Below are 19,769 nucleotides of genomic sequence, written 5' to 3' on the forward strand. Positions count from 1 at the left end.
CCCGAAATGCAGATTGAATGAAACCTCAATATTTAAACAGAACTGAGACATGAGCAAGCCAGTTCGGCATTATTAAAGCGAATGGATTTTTTTGTCATGGTTTATAACTCCTGTATGGGTGATAAATCGACTATAAAAGCATTCACTCTGCCTGTGAAATAAATAGAATATATGTGCTTTGCATATTTTTTCTATAGGAATTTTTCCGCAAAATTTATCTGCAATTGCTACTGACTGATTGCCTGTCTGGGTATGATTTTTGGCAAGTTTATAAAATTGAATAACAATTCTATGCTTGCATAAGATACCTGGCTCTGCACATCATAAAGCCCTATAGAAGTAGAAATAGGGACTTAATTTTACAATGGCTAACCCTGCTCAATTAGTACGTCACAAGCTGCTCAATACTTTCTTTTCCCGCCATTCAGTCTGGTTTGCCTGCATTCTGATTGCAGTGATTTTTACCACATTCCATATCGGTTATTCGCCGCGTTATATCTATTATTTTATGCCGCAAACTTTGGTGAATACCCTGTGGATTCTGAGTATTCTCCTGAGCCTGTTGGGTTTGTATGATGTACTGCAAAACAAGCATTCTATTCTGAAAAACTACCCCATCATGGGACATTTCCGCTTTATCTTCGAAGAATTTCGTCCGGAGATTCGTCAATATTTTATTGAAGCCGACCGCGATGCACTGCCCTTCTCCCGTATGCAACGTAGTCTGGTGTACCAGCGGGCGAAAAATGAAAATTCAGATAAACCTTTCGGTTCAATTCTCAATGTCTATGAGGACAATTATAGATTTGTCAGTCACTCTCTGACGCCATGTAAGGTGGCCGATCCACAAACGTTCCGTATCCTGATCGGCAATGAGCAATGTACACAGCCCTTCTCTGCTTCCATTTTAAATATTTCAGCCATGAGCTTTGGCAGTATGAGTGCCAATGCAATCCGTGCGCTGAATCTCGGCGCTCAAAAAGGTGATTTTTTCCATGATACCGGTGAAGGCAGTATCAGCCCCTATCATCTTGAATATGGGGGCGATCTGGTCTGGGAAATTGGCAGTGGTTATTTTGGCTGCCGTACCTTAGATGGACAGTTTGATCCGGAACGCTTTGCGGCACAAGCCAAATTACCGCAAGTAAAAATGATTGAAATCAAGTTATCACAAGGGGCTAAACCCGGACATGGCGGTATTTTACCTAAAAGCAAGATCTCGGAAGAAATTGCCCAAATCCGGGGCATCAGCCGTGAACATGATTGCGTATCACCCTCTAGTCATCCCGCCTTTAGCACCCCGATTGAAATGATGAATTTCATCCAACGATTACGTGAACTTTCCAACGGAAAACCGGTCGGATTCAAGCTATGTCTGGGGCAGCCCTGGCAGTTTATGAGTATGGTCAAAGCCATGCTGCACACCCAGATTTATCCCGATTTCATCGTCGTCGATGGCTCTGAAGGTGGAACGGGCGCTGCACCCATTGAGTTAATCGACTTTGTCGGTGCACCCCTAAGAGAAGGTTTACTATTTGTGCATAATACCCTTGTTGGTGCAGGTTTAAGAGATAAAATCAAAATTGGTGCAAGTGGTAAAATTATTAGTGCATTTGATATTGCCAGCACGCTCGCGATTGGGGCAGATTGGGTGAATTCGGCACGTGGTTTTATGTTTGCCGTCGGCTGTATTCAGGCTCAAAGCTGTCATACCAACCAGTGTCCTGTCGGTGTCACCACACAGGATAAAGATCGTCAAAAGGCCTTACATGTGCCCACCAAAGCAGAGCGCGTATTTCATTATCATAAAAACACCTTACACGCCTTGTCTGAACTGATTGCTTCTGCAGGCCTGAAACACCCTTCGGCGATTAAGGCACATCACTTGGCACAACGTGTGAATAATCACGAAATAAAGAACTTTGCGCAGATTCATTTTTGGTTGAAAGAGGGAGAATTATTATCCTGTGAAAATAAGGATGAGGAGAACTTCTACTTCCGGATGTGGAACCTGGCTAAACTGGATAAATTTTAACTCAATACAGTTAAATTAGAAAAGGCGTTTAATCAAACGCCTTTTTTCACATTGAATTGTAGATCAATAATAGGTTTTACTGCCCTGTGCATGTAGAAAGGCAGGAATCAAGCCGGTCAATGCAGCACGAATATCCGCGCGTTCATTGATCAGTTGATGCGAACCTTCTTCCAGCATCAGTAAGGTCTGGAGACGGAATTTACGTCGGATAAATTCGATATTATAGCGCCAGTCTACGGTCTGATCCTGTGCACCCTGTGCCAGCCAGACCGGAATACGACAGGCCGGACGCGCTTCCATTTCCAGCATCCAGCGCGACATCGCCAGAATCCAGTCCATACCCATCATCCGCGGCTGTAACGGATCTTTAAGCCGGATAAAACGCAGAAACTCCGGATTATGGTTATTGCGTCTGAAATGCCGGGGAACTTCACGCTTGATCCGGCTAATAATGCCCAGCCCGACCGAGTTATGCCACCAGGCTGTTTTCGCAGGACGAATCAGCGGCGATAACAGCAAAACCCGTTCTACAAAAGGATTTTCGCGGCGCTGTGCAAATTCGAGTAAGTGATGCATCCAGATTGCACCACCGGTACTCTGTCCAATGCCGACCCAAGGTTTGGGCAATTGCGCGGCATGTTGTACATAGCGATGTACGGCATGCAAAACCTGCTGATAATGATCAAAATTCTGAATGCTGGCAGGTGAACCATCACTCAGACCATGTCCGGGCAGATCATAGGTCAGCACACTAAAACCTTGCTCCAGCAGCTCTTTGACAATCGGCTGATAAATCCCGCTATGTTCCAGATAACCATGCAGCAAGAAAGCAGTGCCCTGAATCTTGTCAAAGCGGGTATTTTCCAGGTTTGGCTCAAATACCTGTACATGCAATTTAAACAATGGCATCTGTACATAGCCTTGCCAGTGTTTGCAGTCCAATAAATCAAAGCCATACAGCTTGCGATAGGATTGCAGATCAATTGGCGGCTCATCACTACGATTCAGGTTTAACGGCGGCAAGAGTTGTGGCGTTATATCCCGGCTTGGGATGGGTAAATCAAGTTGCTTCAGGATCGTGGGATTTAAAAATGGGATATCAGACATTATGGCACCTCCCGACAGTCACTAGATCCAAACCACATATCGCGCATGGTCGCCAACATTTCATAATTGGCACGACGACTATGATCATAATTTTGCGCACTTGGACGCCATCGTGTCAAAGGCTTCGGCATCGGTGCCTCTACCGGAATGGTTTGTATGCCATTTAAAGCAAATAAACGGCGGGTCCGTGGCATATGATAACGATCCGTAATCAGAATCACAGTCGGTGCTCCACCTTTCTTTTGTAATAATAATGAACTGAAACGGGTATTTTCACAGGTATTCATGCTGCGATCTTCCAGCAATTTGGCATCAACATCGTGGTTTTTCAACCAGCGCTGCATATACGGCGCTTCTACACCACTCAGCACAATCGGTAACTGATAATGTTTTTCTACCGCCAGCGTGGTTTCCAGACGTAAACGCGTATAGTGATTGACCACAATCTCTTCACCCTTTTCATCTAGCGTTAAACCGCCACCCAACACCACAATGGCATAAGGCTGGGAGCTATTCGCCGGTTTCACTTGTTGCTGATCTTGTAGTAAAGCCAGGTCCTGCTGAATTTCCTCTTCAGCGGTTTCTTGTACCGAGCTGGCCTCTTCTTGTTCTATAGGATGCGTACTCAGGAACTCAATATATTGTTCAATACGTTCTTTGTTTTCATTGCTGTCCCAGTCCAGCAACTTCCGAACATTTGCAGTCGGATCAACCGGCTCTGTCGGTACTTGTGAATATAATAATGGAACTTGAGCAGGCGGACTTTGCTCTGCCTTTTGACTTTGCTGCTCACGCTGATGTTCTTCAATGACCTGTTGCAGCGCTTTATAACGTGCCTGAATCAGAATCAGGTTGGCAGAATTGTTTTGTTGGATATCCTTTTCCATGACCTTTAAATATGCCTGACGGGCAATCCATAAATCGGAGCCAGGTTCCAGATTTTCATGCTCGCTCAATGCTGCCATTTTCTGGCTTTGCGCTGCTACTTCATTAAGTTCTAAAGATACAAACTGGTTTAAGCCCTTGACGATCATTTGCGAGTAAAAAGGGGTATAAACCAACACCAGTAGACAGCCGAATAGTACAAACAGTCCAGTGACCACTTGTAGCAAACGTACCATCCAATGGGTTTTATTCATATCATTTTTCATCCTGATGAGAACGGATCAATCCATTTTGGTCAAACAATACAGGTTCTGGTTCCAGCAGCAGCTTGAATTTTTCCCAGACCGACTGCTGTACTGCACGATAAGTTTTACGCACATCGGTAAGAGAGGCCTGACCATAATTCACCAAGACCAGCGCCTGTTTATGAAACATGCCGACAGACCCCAACTGTTTGCCCTTCCAGCCAGCCTGATCAATCAGCCAGCCTGCCGCCAGTTTAACTTGAGTATTGGCTTGCTGGTAATGGGGTAAATTCGGGAAAGATGCCGCAATCTGGTCAAAGACCGGCTGATCTACCAGCGGATTTTTAAAAAAACTCCCCACATTGGGAAATTCTTGCGGATCAGGTAATTTGCTTTGACGGATCTGAATCACTTGCTGTTGCAGGTTTTCTGCTGTAAGCGTATCACCGACGGCTGTCTTTAAGTCACCGTAATTCAGTTTCAAATCTGGCTGTTTCAGTAATTTAAAAGTCACATGGGTAATCACATAACGGTTTGGCTCATCTTTAAAAATACTATGTCGATAGGCAAACTGGCAATCTGCTGCGCTAATCGAGCCAAACTGTTTGAGCTGACGATCATAGACTGCAACCGAATCGATAAACTCGCCAACTTCGACGCCATAGGCGCCAATATTCTGTACCGGCGATGCACCAACACGCCCAGGAATCAGGGCCAGATTTTGTAAACCATACAGACCTTGTGCTGTAGTCCAGAGCACGAAGTCATGCCAGCCCTGCCCGCCGCCCACGCGTAAACGTTGCGACTGATCATCGCCATCCAGCATCTCAATGCCCTGAATATCGATATGCAAAACCAGTGCGTGAATCTGTTCAGGCAACAACATATTGCTGCCACCTGACAGAATCAGCACATTTAACTGTTGCTGTTCAGCAAAATCCAGAGCCGCCAGCAGATCATCGGTCGATTGAATATGGGCATAGTGTGAAGCAATGGCTTCTAAATTTAGGGTATTAAAGGGTTTAAGTTGAACCTGAGTTTGAATCTGCATTGCTTAAACCTTGTGTACATTCTGTTTGAAAATTTCAACCCATGCCTGACTGCTGGACTCACACTGATCGAGCACCCGTTCAAAACCATCCGCTTCGCCATAATAAGGATCGGGCAAGGCCTGTTGTGGATAATCCTGATCATGCTCACTCATCAATGCAACGCGTGCACGTAAATGACCGAACTCAGTTTCGGCCAGACGCTGTATATTCTGGATATTAGATAGGTTTTCCAGATCCATTGCCAGAATCAGATCATAATCAATAAAATCATGCGTGGTCAGCTGACGTGCGCGAAGCGTTGACAGATCATAGCCACGTTTCAGTGCATGCTGCTGGCTACGCAGGTCTGGGGCCTTGCCCGGATGATAATTACTGGTTCCAGCAGAATCGACCACAATATTCAGTTGCTGTTCATCACAATAATGTCTGAGTACCACCTCTGCCGTGGGAGAGCGGCAAATATTTCCCAAACAAACACATAACACCTTGTATGGCGTTCTGGATGACATAAACAACCTCAGAGCTACTTTATTTTAAGGATTCTTATGTTAAGTTATTTATATACTGATTCCTATCTCACAACCATAGAATAATCTCGTATTTGCAATAAAAAAATCAAGGATATCGCCATGAATCGTTTTCAGTTTCAAACCGTCCCCAATATCATTGCCGGACTAGGCACGATTCAGGAATTATTTAAAATTCTAAAAAATGGCCGTTATCAACGTCTTCTACTGGTGACTGACCCGGGTATGCTGAAGCAGCAATTACATCTGCCGATTCTGGATATTATTGAATCTGCCGGTCTGGATTATGTGATTTACTCAGATGTTCAGGCTGACCCGCCCGATAACGTAGTGCTTGAAGCAGCAGCTTTTGCAAAGCAGGAAAAGATTGATGTGGTGCTAGGCTTTGGTGGTGGCAGCTCGATGGATGTGGCCAAGCTGATTGCGATTTTGGCGCATCCTGAGCAGCATCAGACGCTTTCCGATCTGTATGGCGTCGATAATGCCACCGGGCCACGTTTAGCTCTAATTCTGGTTCCCACCACAGCCGGAACGGGCTCCGAAGTCACACCAATTTCGATTGTTACTACAGGTGAAACCACCAAAAGCGGCATTGTCGCGCCTATTCTCTATGCCGATATTGCTATTCTGGATGCGACTTTCACTCGGAATTTGCCGGCACAGATTACCGCTGCCACCGGAATCGATGCCATGGTACATGCCATTGAAGCCTATACCTCAAAACACAAGAAAAATCCTTATTCGGATATGCTGGCCAAACAGGCTTTAAGATTATTGAATGCCAATTTGCAACGTGTTCTGCAAGATGGTCATGATCTAGATGCCCGTCAAAATATGCTGGTCGGTTCCATGCTGGCCGGACAAGCCTTTGCCAACGCACCGGTTGCCGCCGTGCATGCGCTGGCTTATCCACTCGGTGGGCATTTTCATCTGTCGCATGGACATAGCAATGCTTTGGTGCTGACCGAAGTCTTAAAATTTAATGCACCTGTAGCCAAACAGCTCTATGCCGAATTGATGACCTGGTTAGAACCCCACAGTAAAGGTTGTCATGATGGACTGACCGATCTGTTTATTGATCATTTTAATAATCATCTGATACAGAGCGGCTTAACCTTAAAATTAAAGCAGTTAAATGTACCAGAACAGATGTTGATGGTTATGGCAGAAGATGCCATGCAACAAAGCCGGCTGTTGCAGAACAATCCACGCGAACTCAAGTTGGATGACGCTTACCAGATTTACCAGGCGATTTATGCCTAAATCTATTTCCACACTAAGCCTTGTCTAGCTGAGAGCGAATCCTGATGAAAGCCACGATCAAACAACGCGAACACTATGCCTTTTTCTTGCCCATTCAGACCCGCTGGGCAGACAATGACCTGTATGGCCACGTCAACAATGTGACTTATTACAGTTATTTTGACACCGCAGCCAATGCCCTGCTGATTCAGGAAGCGGCCTTTGATCCGAAATACTCTCCGATGATTGGGCTGGTGGTCAGCTCCAACTGCCAGTTTAATCAGGAACTGTCTTATCCGGAAATTATTGAAGTGGGCGTGGCCATTGAAAGCATGGGAAATTCATCACTGAGCTACGATCTGGCCATTTTTAAACGCAATTCGGATACAGCTGCAGCTCAGGGTAATTTTGTTCATGTATTTGTCGATCGTGAGACACGAAAAAGCACCCCGATTTCAGCCGAAATGCGGGATGCCTTATCTCGATTTGTTGTGCCTTAAAATCCAGTCTATTTCAGCTGAATATTTTGCAATTCACCATCGAACTGCTGCAACAGGTCACGTACCGCAGGTTCAGCCTGTAACAGCTCTTCAGCGCGTTTAAAGGCACGAGCCTTCCGCTGATGCTGCATGGTATAGGGTGTTAGCTGGTCCACACTTTCAAATTTCACCTGGAAATGAGTTTGCGGCCACTGCTGTTGTAAAGCAGCTTCCAGAGTATGTTGCAGTTGTGTCAAAAGTTGCTGGTATTGCTCAGGGATATGAAAAACGGATTGGCCATTAATCTGTCCGCTCATGACACCATACTGTGCCAGTTCCTGCACTGCTGGAGAAAGCTGGCTGTTACGGAACCAGTATTCCCATTTTTCGACGCTCCACTCACCCTCTAACATTTGCTCAGGGATTTTTAAAATATCCTGTGGCATCAGATTCTGCGTATTTAAATCTTGGGAAATGTCATCCGGTAGCGCAGTCTGAATCGGAGCGACTTCTTCAATCACAGGCTGAGCAATCGTTTCCTGTGAAAGTTCCAATTCCGGTGAGGCAAGACTAAATTCCTCATCAGCAGATATTTCTTGTGCTGCTTCGACATGAGTAACAGCATCTACAGGAATAAACTCTTCAAGCAGGAAATCATCCGAGCTGCTGCTTGTCGCCGGTGCTTCTACGCTACTCTCGATTTCATCAAAACCAAACAGGCCTTTGTCGTCATTTGGATCAAAAACGATCTGATCACTAGACTGTACTTCCTCAATCGCTGTCTGAATTACTCCCTGTTGAACAGGCTCAGGTGCATGATCATTAGTGGACTTTTCTTCATGGAGAAAATCATCTGAAGATGGTTCAGGCATTGATGGCGTATAAGCTTCCTCATCCGTCTCATCGTCCAGAGAGAAATCATCGAAGGTCGGTTCCGCTTCAAATGTTTTTGCTGTGACTGTTTCAGACTGCAATTGTGTCTGAATGGGCTGTTGTAGACGTGTAGGAGAAGCTGCTATTGGTTGAGTTGCGGCTTCATGAACGACTGGAACCTCGCTTGGCTGTAAGGGACGGAATGCCAATAAGCGTAGCACCGTCATCTCAAAACCTTGTTCCTGAGTCACCGCCAACTGTAAATCAGCGCGTCCTTTACATGCGACTTGATAATACAGTTGCAAATCCTGCGCCGAAATCAAACCGGATAATTGCATGATCTTTTGATTGATTTCAGCACTATATTTCAGACTTAAATCAGGCAGATATTGTAATAAAGCCAGTTCATGCAAAGTCGAAATTAACTGATCTAAAACCAGTGACACATCCAAAGCCTGCTGACGGAATTGCAGCAACAACTGACTGACCTGTGCTTTCTGGTTCTGGTGAATCGCCAGAATCAGATCATAAATAATGGTCCGGTCAATCAAGCCCAGCATGTCTTTGACATCCTGATGCTGAATCGCACCCTGACCATAGGCAATCGCCTGATCGGTCAAAGACAAGGCATCACGCAAAGAACCTTGAGCAGATTCGGCAATTTGCCAGATGGCATCCTGATCCGACTGAATACTTTCTTGGCCTAAAATCTGGGCCAGATGCTCGGTAATTTCATCAACAGCCAATGGGCGCAAAGTAAACTGTAAACAACGTGAAATTACGGTAATTGGCAGCTTTTGTGGATCGGTCGTAGCAAACAGGAACTTGACGTGCGCAGGTGGCTCTTCCAGAGTCTTTAATAAAGCATTGAAAGAATGCGTGGACAGCATGTGCACTTCATCAATCAGATAGACTTTAAAACGACCTTGGGTCGGTGCATAAGGCACATTGTCGAGCAGCTCGCGAGTATCTTCAACCTTGGTGCGTGAGGCTGCATCGATTTCGATCAAATCGATAAAGCGTCCTTCGTTGACGGCGCTACAAGTCGCACAGACTTCACACGGTGTCGAGGTGATACCGGTCTCACAGTTCAAGCACTTCGCCAAAATACGTGCAATCGTGGTTTTTCCGACACCACGCGTTCCTGTAAACAAATAGGCATGGTGCAAACGGCCACGTTCGAGCGCGCTGGTTAAAGCACGTGAAACATGGTTTTGCCCCACCAATTCATTAAAATTACGAGGACGGTATTTTCGCGCAAGTACTTGATACATGTATGCTCCTTTTTACAGGTCTAAGCATACTGTTTTTTTAGTAAATAGTGAAATGAATGCCGGTTTATAAACAATAAAAATCCCTTGATCAAAATCATTGAAAAAGGGATATAAAACATATATTTTCTTAAAATCAGACCGATTCAAACAGGATAAAGTCACTTTGCATCTGGTAGCGTTTGCCTGTTTGATCTTCACGAATTTCCAGAACCTGCTTTTTCAGATCCACATAAACCAGATTTCGGGTATCGACATTCAGCAGTTCAATCTTTTGTTGCGTATCATCCTGAAAACGGATCGGCCCAGTAATGGTTTCAATCGGGTTATGCCCACTCAAGCTTTCACGTGATAACGTAAAAGTCCGATCATCATGCAAGCTCAAAGCAACAGCCATACCCGGACAATCGTCACAACTTGAAAAACATCCCATACAGGGCGTGGTGCCCTGATAATTCCCGACCCAGGCAGGAATCTGAGCTTTAGCCTCAATAGCAGTATTTGCCGTCGATTGGTTTTGATCCTGGCAGCCAAACAAGGCACTGCTTGCGACCAGAGGAATCATCAGCACTTTTTTCATCACTTCATACCACAGACTGGGAGTCGCGCCAAAATAACATATTTTAAGGACTTTGCTAAACTCCCCAATCAGGGATATTTAGCGCCAACCTTTACGTCCAGTCAGGACGGCATCAGCACAGCGTAAGGTTTCCTGTGTCAAACCCCACAGACGATAATCTCCGGTCAATGAACCTGTCGGGAAATTATGGGTATAGGCAAAACTTAAATTGCGCTCAGGGTCACACCAGGCTCCCGAACCATTAAAGCCCATATGACCAAAACCTTGCGAAGCTTTACCTAAAGTAAGCACCCGATGATAACCCAATCGCCAGTGCATCGGCAAAGGCATGACCCGATCGCGTTTTTTGTATTGAATCTGACTGAGACGCTGAAAGACTTCAGGCGAGATCAGTTGCTGCCCTTGCCATTCACCGCGATTGGACAACATTGCATAGATTTTTGCCAGACTCTCTGCGGTAAATACTCCATTGGCGGATGGAATGATTGCTTGCAGGCCTTGCTCACTAAAGAAACTGAAATTCCTCATTCCTTTGGGAATCATCGCATCCTGAAAATCCTGCGGATCTTGTCCACTCCAGATCAAAGCCCGCTCCATCAGATTCGGTTTTCTTGATCCTGTTTTTTTCGCAGGCTGCGATTGAGACTTGGCTGCTTTAGCTTTAAAAGTCGGCAGTGCTACCCGAGCTAATTCATTGGTCGGCACACTGAAATAAGCACCATTCAACATCAAAGGCTGAACCAAATATGCCTGCATCAGTTCAGTTAAAGTTTTAGCTGTCGCTTTTTCTAATGCACCACCGACCTGCCAGCCAAAGGTCAGCGGTTGATAGGCCGCATCTGTTGCAACTTGAAAACGTGGTTCAGCCGCGGCAATTCGGTCTAGCATCTGCGGCCAGTCGGCCATTTCAGTGGCGTCGGCAATGATATTACGGATATCAAACAATCCGCTTTGATGACTCAGCATATGCGCCAGAGTAATATTTTCTTTACCGTTTTGCGCAAATTCAGGCCAATATTCTGCAACAGGCTGGTCATAATCAACCAGGCCCTGACTGGCCAGAATATGTGCCAGTGTCGCCAGCACACCTTTGCCCGTCGAATAACACAGCGACATGGTATCGGTTTGCCAAGCCTCAGATTCCGATTTTTTCCCGGTATAAATATCGACGACTTTTTGTCCCTGAAAATAGACAACAAGTGCCGCACCACCCTGCTCTGTGCGAGCATGCTGTAGGCGACTAAACTGACGGGCAAGGTCACGGAAATTTTCATTTACCGTTCCTTGGTAATGGGCTGTATCCGCAAATAAATAATCTTTGAGTGGCTGCATCATTCTATCCATAGAATATTGATTTCTTAAAAACAAAAAAGCCTAAATCAGGTTCAGGCTTTTATCGTACTTTAAATTGCGGTCACAGTTCCTGTGACATGCGGCTTCTGATTTTTGCTATTACGAATCAGGATTTCCGTATCATTAGCTGCTTTCGCGGTTAAGAATTGCACTTTGGAAGGCAGATATAAGGGCAGTTTAAACCAGACATCTGCTTCATAGGCATCGGGCAATGCCAGGCTGGACAAAGCTTTAGCCTTGGTCCACATACCATGCGCAATCGCCTGTTTAAATCCGAATGCCTTAGCCATTAGGGCATGAATATGAATCAGGTTAAAGTCGCCGGATGTCATGGCATAACGGCGACCCGTATTTTCTAGAATTTCCCATTCAGCATTCAGCTCATAATCGGGTGTCTTGTTTTCGACGATTTTGGCTGCAGCTTTGCCTTTACTCTTTTGACGGGACAGATAAGTGGTCAAGGCTTCCACCACCACTTCATCACCGACTTTTACTGTGGTGATGAAATCAAACTGTACACCTTTATCATGCGGCTGCAATTCACCAAACTTGCAAGACAATGTGAGAGATTCATTGACTCCGATTTTACGATACTGTTTGACCTGATTGCGAATATGCACCAGACCGAGAACCGGAAAAGGAAAAGCTTCAGCCGTCATCATATGCATTTGCAGGCTTTGTGAAAGAACTGTTAGATAAATGGCTGGAATATAGCCATTATTTTTAAAACCACAAACTTCATTATAGGCTTTCAGATGCTTTTGATCGACCTTGAATGAATCCACCACATATTCAACTTGCGGTAGAACTTTTTCAGCTTTTGGCTTTTTAAAAATCAAGCCCTGAATCACTTTTGGATAGGCTAAATAAGGTTTTGGAAGTTGACTAAAATGGCGAGTATTCATACTGAACCTTTGGAATATTTATCTTTATGACGTCCTTCTTTTTAAAAGAAGGAAGAATATCTTTTTAAATAAATCCCTCCCAACCTCCCTTTAACAAAGGGAGGAGTAGTCCCCTCTTTTGCAAAGAGGGATTTAGGGGGATTCTAAATTAAGCCCCTAACAGGCTCTGACCACACACACGCACCACATTGCCATTCAAACCTGAAGAGGCAGTCGAGGCAAACATCGCAATCGCTTCTGCCACATCAACAGGATGACCACCCTGACTCATGGAATTCATACGGCGTCCAGCTTCACGGATGGCAAATGGAATTGCTGCTGTCATTTGCGTTTCAATAAAACCCGGTGCCACAGCATTAATGGTTATACCATTTTTTAATGTCGGTGCTGTGAATTTCACCACACCAATCACACCTGCTTTAGAGGCTGCATAGTTGGTTTGACCCAGATTACCTGCAATACCTGAAATAGAAGATACACAGATAATACGGCCATTTGCATTTAGACCATCGTTGCAGAGCAAGTAATCATTGACGCGTTCAATTGCTGACAGGTTGATGTTAATGACCAGATCCCAAAGCTCAGGCTTCATATTGGCCAAAGTCTTGTCGCGGGTAATCCCGGCATTATGCACGATAATATCCAGACCACCCTGCGCCGCTGCCGCCTGTTTGATTTTCTCACCCGCATCGGCTGCAGTAATGTCAATCGCTAGTGTAGAGCCGCCAATTTCACCAGCGACACGATCCAGATCTGCCTGCTGTTGTGGGACATCCAGACAAATCACATGTGCGCCATCACGTGCCAGCACATGAGCAATCGCCTCACCAATACCACGGCTTGCTCCAGTTACTACTGCCGTTTTTCCTGCCAGTGGCTTACTCCAGTCCAAGTCTACTTGTGCTGCTGCCGATACACGAATAACCTGACCAGACACATAGGCAGAGCGTGGAGAAATTGCAAAACGTAGCACAGACTCAAGATTGGCTTCGGCACCTGCATCGACATAAATCAGGTTGGCTGCAATACCCTTTTTAAATTCTTTGCCCACAGATTTGACAAAACCTTCGAGCGCACGTTGTGCAATGGCCTGACTCACAGATTTTGCAGATTCAGGTGTTGTGCCGATCACGACCACACGACCAGAACTTTGAATCTGACGCGCAATCGGATTAAAGAATTCATAAAGTGATTTCAACTGCTCTGAATTTTCAATACCAGAAGCATCAAAAATAACCACTTTAAACTTGGATTCTTTATCGCCAGTATTAAATGCATTCAGGTTCAGACCCGATTTCGCCGCTGCCTGTTGCAGTTCCGCATTATTGCCTGCATAGCTATTGGCATGAATATTTGCCAGCACCTGAGCAATAGAACCGGTCAATACACTCGCAGGTGCAGCACCGAATAACACAGCGCCTTTTACCACTGGCGTTGCAGACTCGAAACGGTCTAGGGAAATTGGGGATGGCAGGCCCAGATTTTTAATGACAAATTTACCAATAGGAGATTTTGCGAAATTTTGGTACTGATCAGTCATGTTTATTATCTCTCATACAAATTAATTTTTGATCGATCTAAAGTTATCCTTTAACTTCAATATAATGCCAGATACTTATATTGCAATAGATCTACCAGATTCTACCCAATCATACTTGAGATATCTGGCAGATGACTTGACCTGAGCGCAGTCTGCAATGTCATTGTAGTCAATACAGCATATACTCATCTATGCTAATGTAAGCCACAAGAAGACGATCAATTTGCTTGGAAAAGCCTTATGAGCAAAACAACTCAAGAAAATCCAGCAGTCGAGAATTCCGCATCTCCAGCTGTGTCAAAATCATCAACGCGTGCTAAGCGTAGCACTAAAAACACGGATACAGCCGCTGCTGCAGCTAAAAGTCCGGCTAAAACTCCGCGTACCCGTCGTACAGCGAGCAGTAGCAGTCAGACGACATCAACTCAAACAGATTCAGTTTCAAAAACACAGCCTTCTGTTCAACAGGATAATAATATGAGCCAAAACACAGTTCGCCGCGTTGCTATTCTTGGTGGCAACCGTATTCCATTTGCACGTTCGAATGGTGCCTATTTTACTGCCTCTAACTCGGACATGCTGACCGCAGCATTAAATGGTCTGGTAGAGCGCTTTAATCTGCAAGGTCAACGTGTCGGTGAAGTGGTTGCAGGTGCTGTCCTGAAGCATAGCCGTGACTTTAACCTGACTCGTGAATGTGTTCTGGATACGGCACTGGCACCAGAAACCCCAGCTTATGATATCCAGCAGGCGTGTGGTACGGGTTTACAAGCTGCATTTTTAGTGGCAAACAAGATTGCACTGGGCCAAATTGAAGTAGGAATCGCCGGTGGTGTAGATACCACCTCTGATGCGCCCATTGCATTTGGTGACGGCTTGCGTAAAGCGCTGCTTGAATTGAACATTGCCAAAACTGCCAAAGACCGTTTAAAAGCCTTGACCAAAATTAATGTCAAAGAATTGATGGACGCACCTAAAAATGGTGAGCCACGTACTGGCTTGTCTATGGGTGATCATCAGGCGATTACCACACTAGAATGGGGTATTTCCCGTGAAGCGCAAGATGAACTTGCTGCATCTTCACACCAGAAAATGGCAGCAGCTTATGAAGAAGGTTTCTTTGATGATCTGATCACGCCATTCCTGGGTTTAGAGCGTGACAATAACCTGCGTGCTGATTCTTCAGTCGAGAAACTGGCGAAGCTTAAACCTGCGTTTGGTAAGGGCGATGCGCGTACCATGACTGCGGGTAACTCTACCCCACTGACAGATGGTGCTTCTTGCGTTCTGCTAGCGTCTGAAGAATGGGCAAAAGCCAATGGTCATGAAGTTTTGGCTTATCTGACTTTTCAGGAAACTGCAGCAGTTGATTTCGTCGAGAAGAAAGAAGGTTTATTGATGGCACCTGCTTATGCTGTTCCTCGCATGCTGGAACGTGCGGGCCTAAAACTTCAGGACTTCGACTATTATGAAATTCATGAAGCATTTGCTTCTCAAGTGCTGTCTACTTTAAAGGCATGGGAAGATCCAGCATTCTGTAAAGAGCGTTTAGGTCTGGATGCGCCACTCGGTTCAATTGACCGTGCAAAACTGAACGTGAAAGGCTCATCACTTGCAGCCGGTCATCCCTTTGCAGCAACTGGTGGTCGTATTATTGCGACGGCAGCCAAACTGATTGCTCAAAAAGGTTCAGGTCGTGTACTGGTATCGATCTGTGCTGCCGGTGGTCAGGGTGTTACAGCGATTATTGAAAAATAAGCTGCTACCTTGATTCAAAAAAGCTCCTCGATTGAGGAGCTTTTTTATACCTTTTACCTACTGTATTGGCATTGGATTATTTTTAAAGTATTCGTCAACTTTATTCCAAGGTGCTGTTGATGCTACACCCCTCACAATGTTTTGATTAACCCCCTGGCACAGCGCTGCATCGGGAGTGAGGTGGAATGTGTTAACATTTGGGTCCATATAAGGCAGTGAACCAGGACGGCGCTGGAAGTAGAAGTTCAACCAATCCACCATCGGTTCGAAGCCATGTGATGACATCGCCCATGCGCTATTATGCCCCCCCCAATGATGTCCGAATTCATGCGCAATAATACGAAAACCTGATAAACGATAGTGACCATAGAATAGCCAAGTATCGACACCCAGCACGGTACCGCCACCAAGACCACCCCCCATATTGGTAATACCAAGATTAATCTCGTTACGATTTAAAATCTCTTTGTAGATACGAACATAGTCTTCAGGCGTATAAATACCGTTTGGCCCATCGACTTGACCTGCATTACCAAAGAAATCATGGCCCATCACTGCTTTATGATTAAACCAGAGGTTTTCAAATTCAGGGGTACTGAGCATATATGCTAAGTTCGTCATCATGATGACCCATTCACGCGCATAGACAGGCGTTACTCGACACCATTTGCCTGGTTCGTCATATTTACCAAAATAGATTTTCCATTTTGCCTGAATTTTATTGAGCTTTTTCACATGCTCGTCTGTTTCAGAAGTCACATGTAAATCGAAAATATCACTTGGTATCAGCGTGGTCTGACTTAAACCTGCCAACTGAATTGAACCACTGCCATCTGCAAGCGGGAAGCGGGATTGATCATTCAATTTAATATTAAATTTTGCAGTGGAAAATGGCGTAAGCTCATCTAAATCTGCAAGTATAACCCAATCATCTGAATGACGAATTTTGGCGCGAATTTGTAAATTTCGAACAGGAACAGCGCTATAACTTTTAAGCGTTAAAGCGTTGCTACTCAGCTCTGCCGATAAAATCCGATTCATATACACATGACGTTCAGCACTATTGGTCAGCGTCTCCCAAGATTCACCATCTTGCAATACACGTGTTTGATTTTGTGCTTTAAATTCAGTCAACAATAATGCAGAACTCAGCTGTTTGGTCTTATTTTGCTGTAATGTGACCATTGGCAAGAGCTTAACCCTTTGATTAGACAAATGAATCAACTGTTGGCCATACACCGCAACATCACCTGCTCTTTCGATATGACTGCTTTCAGCTTGCCCTTTCAGGATATATTTTTTGAATTGGTCGATATTGTGCTTTGGCAGAATTGATTTTAAGCCAAATTCCTGAGTAGGATATGTTGCTATCGAACCATCATTCCTTGCGGTATACACAGTACCGTCATCATGACGGTGTAAAAGGGTCGCAAGATTTGACTCTGTCAAAATAGGTGCAATGTGAGTGTCATTTTCACGAATTTGGTTAATGTCATGCACATAAGTTTTACCGTTTGGAAGGCTGGTATACAGATGATCTCCCATGACTTCCATACGTGCATTACAGTTACGACCACAATCTGGAAGACTAAGCTGAGCAAACTTTTTCGCTTTTAAATGGTTTTGTGCAATAGCATCGCTTTGACGCCAGACATTAATACGACCTTCGATATCGGGGACATAGATATAGCGGTCATCTGCGGTAACAGCATTACTGTGAACTAAAGCATGGTTCACTGTATCGCCCCACCAAACGCCAGTTCCTAGCGCCATCACAAAGCTCGGTTGAGGCTGTGAAATATCTAGAATATCGACACGGTTAGAACCATAACTGGCCACATATAAGCGTTCTGCATGGATTTCGATATCTGCAAGACTGTCCCATTTTTTTGCTAAGCCTTCAATTTTTAATGGATCAATTGCACTCAGCGCACGTTTTTGTTTTAAATCATAACGTAAAATTTTTGATTCTGATTGGCTGTTGGCGATATACAATATATCACCAGTTCGTACCAGGGCTGTAGGATTCCATGTACTTAAACCGAAATCTTGAGCAGTAAGTTCCGAACCCACATCCAAGACTTTAAATTCTGAAATTTTGGTAAATTGAGCATTATTTCCTGTTGATGGATTAGAGCCAACCGTACCTGACCCAGGCTTAGATGCATGGCTGTCATTCTCACCACCACCGCCGCCACAAGCAGTCATGAGTAAGGCAATGCTTAAACTCAACAAGCTGTATTTTAACTTCATAATTCCCCTTAGATGCAAATGCATAAAAACTTCTGCTCTTATAAAGGGGTTTAAGATGAATACAAAGTCGAATAAGTGTGCTATGTGTCAAAGAAATACTGCTGTTTACTAGATTCCCCACATAAAGCACAAGTAACATTAGCTGTGCTTTATTTTTTTCTATGCTTTTCTTATTATATTTTTCGATGCTCAGGCTGATATCCAAGCATTTCTTCTATCGAATCATAACACCACTGAAAAATGAAGGTATATACCAGAATACACAAGGTCAGGCTAAAATCGAGCACAATCGCCTGCCATAGTCCCATGTTCATCGCATAGGCCACCATTGGAATGGTGGCGAGCATTAAACCACCTTCAAAGCCAATCGCATGTAAAATACGCACTCGAATCGTTCGTTTCAGTTGACGTTTCGCTTCAAATTTTTCGAAATAATGATTAAACAGCATATTCCAGATGACAGAGGTCACGGCCATCACAATTCCCAGTGCACCTGTGACTTCTAGCGGCATATTAAAAATAAGACTCAAAGCTATCGCAATGATCACCAACAGGATGACTTCATAGCTAAGCGCATGCACAAGTCGTCTTTTGGAAATCAACATTTTCATTACTCGGTTTTTTATCAATAATCGCGCATATTATGTTCTTTAAACTGATTAATCGAGTTAGAATATTTCAATAAAATTGATAGATAAGATTACATGAATATTAATCAGGAACAACTCACTGTATTTAAAACTGTGATGGAAACCGGTTCATTCTCTGCAGCTGCACGAAAATTGGGAAAAGTTCCCTCTGCCATTAGCATGTCAATTGCGAATTTAGAAATTGATCTGAATCTGCAACTGTTCCAGCGTATTGGGCGTGAACCTGTGCCAACGGAGCAGGCACAGACACTGTATGAAAGAACAGAACAGCTGTTAATCGAAATGAATCAGTGGAAACAGCATGCGCTTGCCCTAAGTTCAGGCCTGGAGTCTGAACTGAATATCGTCATCGTTTCTGAATTACTGCATACGCGCTGGACTGATTATGTCGTTCTGGTGGAACAGCAATTTCCCGAGCTTCAGATTAATGTCTTTGGTGCACCTCAGGAAGATGCGCAACAGATGCTCTTGGATGGTAGCGCACAACTGGCATTAATGTTTGAGCGGGAACAACTCGATGCACGTGAACAGTTTGTGGAATTAAAGCGTGAAGTCTTGATTCCTGTCGCAGCCAAGCAGCATGTACTGAGTCAATACGATCAGGTCAGCTTTGAACAGATTCTAAATAGCCGTCAAATTGTGGTGGCGAGCCGTGACCGTAATATTAAACCTGAATTATTATATTCCCGTCATTACTGGCGCACTGACAATCATCATTCTGCCTGTAGCATGATTCAACAGGGTTTGGGTTGGGGTGTTCTCCCGCAGGAAATGCTAAAAAAACAGCCGAATTTACAGCAAAATCTGCAAGTGCTGAATCTGCTCGATTTCACCCCAAAGTTTGAATATTTTATCGATCTGGTCTGGAGTCGGGAAAGCAACTTGGGCACAGCTGCTCATTTTTTGATTAATCATCTGCGAAATCAGCGTAAAAGTAGCAAATAATCACAGAAACACCACTTCAGTCTACTTGGTAAATACAGGGTTTATGATATAAAAGTATGCATAAGCAAT

The 19,769-nt window shown here is 44.5% G+C and carries 16 protein-coding genes; 5 read left to right on the plus strand and 11 right to left on the minus strand.

The window, feature by feature from the left end; translation table 11 throughout:
- Positions 1 to 364: 364 nt before the first annotated feature.
- On the plus strand, positions 365 to 2,035 hold the full coding sequence (locus KT990_RS00235; RefSeq protein ID WP_005097253.1) for an FMN-binding glutamate synthase family protein: 1,671 nt from the start codon (positions 365 to 367) through the stop codon (positions 2,033 to 2,035).
- Positions 2,036 to 2,098: 63 nt separating this feature from the next.
- Here the strand turns inward: KT990_RS00235 and KT990_RS00240 are convergent, their stop codons facing one another.
- From KT990_RS00240 to KT990_RS00255, 4 genes are read right to left on the minus strand one after another with little or no spacing between them, the layout of a single operon-like run.
- Entirely contained in the window at positions 2,099 to 3,142 is a 1,044-nt protein-coding gene (locus tag KT990_RS00240; RefSeq protein ID WP_005097254.1) for an alpha/beta hydrolase, read from the minus strand.
- Positions 3,142 to 4,281, minus strand: coding sequence for a YdcF family protein (locus KT990_RS00245; protein WP_100535329.1), 1,140 nt, complete (start codon positions 4,279 to 4,281; stop codon positions 3,142 to 3,144). Before KT990_RS00245 ends, KT990_RS00240 begins: the two co-directional genes overlap by 1 nt.
- Before the next feature lies 1 nt (position 4,282).
- A complete protein-coding gene (gene murB / locus KT990_RS00250; RefSeq protein ID WP_005170480.1) occupies positions 4,283 to 5,323 on the minus strand; it encodes a UDP-N-acetylmuramate dehydrogenase in 1,041 nt (346 codons plus the stop codon).
- Positions 5,324 to 5,326: 3 nt separating this feature from the next.
- Positions 5,327 to 5,833, minus strand: coding sequence for a low molecular weight protein-tyrosine-phosphatase (locus KT990_RS00255; RefSeq protein ID WP_005170478.1), 507 nt, complete (start codon positions 5,831 to 5,833; stop codon positions 5,327 to 5,329).
- A gap of 120 nt (positions 5,834 to 5,953) precedes the next feature.
- Between KT990_RS00255 and KT990_RS00260 the strand changes: the two genes are divergently transcribed.
- Entirely contained in the window at positions 5,954 to 7,114 is a 1,161-nt protein-coding gene (locus KT990_RS00260; RefSeq protein WP_005097261.1) for an iron-containing alcohol dehydrogenase, read from the plus strand.
- A 44-nt stretch (positions 7,115 to 7,158) separates the two neighbouring features.
- Positions 7,159 to 7,593, plus strand: a complete 435-nt coding sequence (locus KT990_RS00265) for an acyl-CoA thioesterase (protein ID WP_005170474.1) — start codon at positions 7,159 to 7,161, stop codon at positions 7,591 to 7,593.
- 8 nt (positions 7,594 to 7,601) lie between these two features.
- Here KT990_RS00265 and dnaX read toward each other — a convergent pair whose 3' ends face one another.
- The 5 genes from dnaX to KT990_RS00290 all read right to left on the minus strand — a co-directional run bounded on the left by dnaX (position 7,602) and on the right by KT990_RS00290 (position 14,094).
- Positions 7,602 to 9,719, minus strand: a complete 2,118-nt coding sequence (gene dnaX / locus KT990_RS00270; protein ID WP_005097263.1) for a DNA polymerase III subunit gamma/tau — start codon at positions 9,717 to 9,719, stop codon at positions 7,602 to 7,604.
- A gap of 133 nt (positions 9,720 to 9,852) precedes the next feature.
- Positions 9,853 to 10,296, minus strand: coding sequence for a copper resistance protein NlpE N-terminal domain-containing protein (locus KT990_RS00275; RefSeq protein WP_034608473.1), 444 nt, complete (start codon positions 10,294 to 10,296; stop codon positions 9,853 to 9,855).
- A gap of 78 nt (positions 10,297 to 10,374) precedes the next feature.
- A complete protein-coding gene (locus tag KT990_RS00280) occupies positions 10,375 to 11,628 on the minus strand; it encodes a serine hydrolase domain-containing protein (protein WP_416378410.1) in 1,254 nt (417 codons plus the stop codon).
- A gap of 71 nt (positions 11,629 to 11,699) precedes the next feature.
- Positions 11,700 to 12,554: a MaoC family dehydratase gene (locus tag KT990_RS00285; protein ID WP_005170469.1), complete on the minus strand. Its 855-nt coding sequence runs from the start codon at positions 12,552 to 12,554 to the stop codon at positions 11,700 to 11,702.
- Positions 12,555 to 12,702: 148 nt separating this feature from the next.
- Complete coding sequence (locus KT990_RS00290) at positions 12,703 to 14,094, minus strand: 3-oxoacyl-ACP reductase (protein ID WP_005097268.1); 1,392 nt, start codon at positions 14,092 to 14,094, stop codon at positions 12,703 to 12,705.
- Between the two features lie 240 nt (positions 14,095 to 14,334).
- Here KT990_RS00290 and KT990_RS00295 point away from each other — a divergent pair, with 240 nt between their 5' ends.
- Positions 14,335 to 15,852 (plus strand): acetyl-CoA C-acetyltransferase, encoded by a 1,518-nt coding sequence (locus KT990_RS00295; protein WP_218208941.1) that lies wholly within the window; start codon positions 14,335 to 14,337, stop codon positions 15,850 to 15,852.
- A 57-nt stretch (positions 15,853 to 15,909) separates the two neighbouring features.
- On the opposite strand, the gene KT990_RS00300 is transcribed toward KT990_RS00295, so the two are convergent.
- Entirely contained in the window at positions 15,910 to 18,105 is a 2,196-nt protein-coding gene (locus KT990_RS00300) for a beta-propeller fold lactonase family protein (RefSeq protein ID WP_218208942.1), read from the minus strand.
- Between the two features lie 173 nt (positions 18,106 to 18,278).
- Positions 18,279 to 18,710, minus strand: coding sequence for a chlorhexidine efflux PACE transporter AceI (aceI, locus tag KT990_RS00305; protein WP_005170461.1), 432 nt, complete (start codon positions 18,708 to 18,710; stop codon positions 18,279 to 18,281).
- Between the two features lie 99 nt (positions 18,711 to 18,809).
- Between aceI and KT990_RS00310 the strand changes: the two genes are divergently transcribed.
- Entirely contained in the window at positions 18,810 to 19,700 is an 891-nt protein-coding gene (locus KT990_RS00310) for a LysR family transcriptional regulator (RefSeq protein ID WP_005170459.1), read from the plus strand.
- The last annotated feature ends 69 nt before the right edge of the window (positions 19,701 to 19,769 follow it).

The organism is Acinetobacter sp. F9 (assembly GCF_019195275.1).
Classification (GTDB): Bacteria; Pseudomonadota; Gammaproteobacteria; order Pseudomonadales; family Moraxellaceae; genus Acinetobacter; species Acinetobacter pseudolwoffii.

Coding starts and splice junctions, on each gene's coding strand:
- KT990_RS00235 (WP_005097253.1), top strand. CDS start 365: ATGGCTAACCCTGCTCAATTAGTACGTCACAAGCTGCTCAATACTTTC.
- KT990_RS00240 (WP_005097254.1), bottom strand. CDS start 3,142: ATGTCTGATATCCCATTTTTAAATCCCACGATCCTGAAGCAACTTGAT.
- KT990_RS00245 (WP_100535329.1), bottom strand. CDS start 4,281: ATGAATAAAACCCATTGGATGGTACGTTTGCTACAAGTGGTCACTGGA.
- murB (WP_005170480.1), bottom strand. CDS start 5,323: ATGCAGATTCAAACTCAGGTTCAACTTAAACCCTTTAATACCCTAAAT.
- KT990_RS00255 (WP_005170478.1), bottom strand. CDS start 5,833: ATGTCATCCAGAACGCCATACAAGGTGTTATGTGTTTGTTTGGGAAAT.
- KT990_RS00260 (WP_005097261.1), top strand. CDS start 5,954: ATGAATCGTTTTCAGTTTCAAACCGTCCCCAATATCATTGCCGGACTA.
- KT990_RS00265 (WP_005170474.1), top strand. CDS start 7,159: ATGAAAGCCACGATCAAACAACGCGAACACTATGCCTTTTTCTTGCCC.
- dnaX (WP_005097263.1), bottom strand. CDS start 9,719: ATGTATCAAGTACTTGCGCGAAAATACCGTCCTCGTAATTTTAATGAA.
- KT990_RS00275 (WP_034608473.1), bottom strand. CDS start 10,296: ATGAAAAAAGTGCTGATGATTCCTCTGGTCGCAAGCAGTGCCTTGTTT.
- KT990_RS00280 (WP_416378410.1), bottom strand. CDS start 11,628: ATGCAGCCACTCAAAGATTATTTATTTGCGGATACAGCCCATTACCAA.
- KT990_RS00285 (WP_005170469.1), bottom strand. CDS start 12,554: ATGAATACTCGCCATTTTAGTCAACTTCCAAAACCTTATTTAGCCTAT.
- KT990_RS00290 (WP_005097268.1), bottom strand. CDS start 14,094: ATGACTGATCAGTACCAAAATTTCGCAAAATCTCCTATTGGTAAATTT.
- KT990_RS00295 (WP_218208941.1), top strand. CDS start 14,335: ATGAGCAAAACAACTCAAGAAAATCCAGCAGTCGAGAATTCCGCATCT.
- KT990_RS00300 (WP_218208942.1), bottom strand. CDS start 18,105: ATGAAGTTAAAATACAGCTTGTTGAGTTTAAGCATTGCCTTACTCATG.
- aceI (WP_005170461.1), bottom strand. CDS start 18,710: ATGTTGATTTCCAAAAGACGACTTGTGCATGCGCTTAGCTATGAAGTC.
- KT990_RS00310 (WP_005170459.1), top strand. CDS start 18,810: ATGAATATTAATCAGGAACAACTCACTGTATTTAAAACTGTGATGGAA.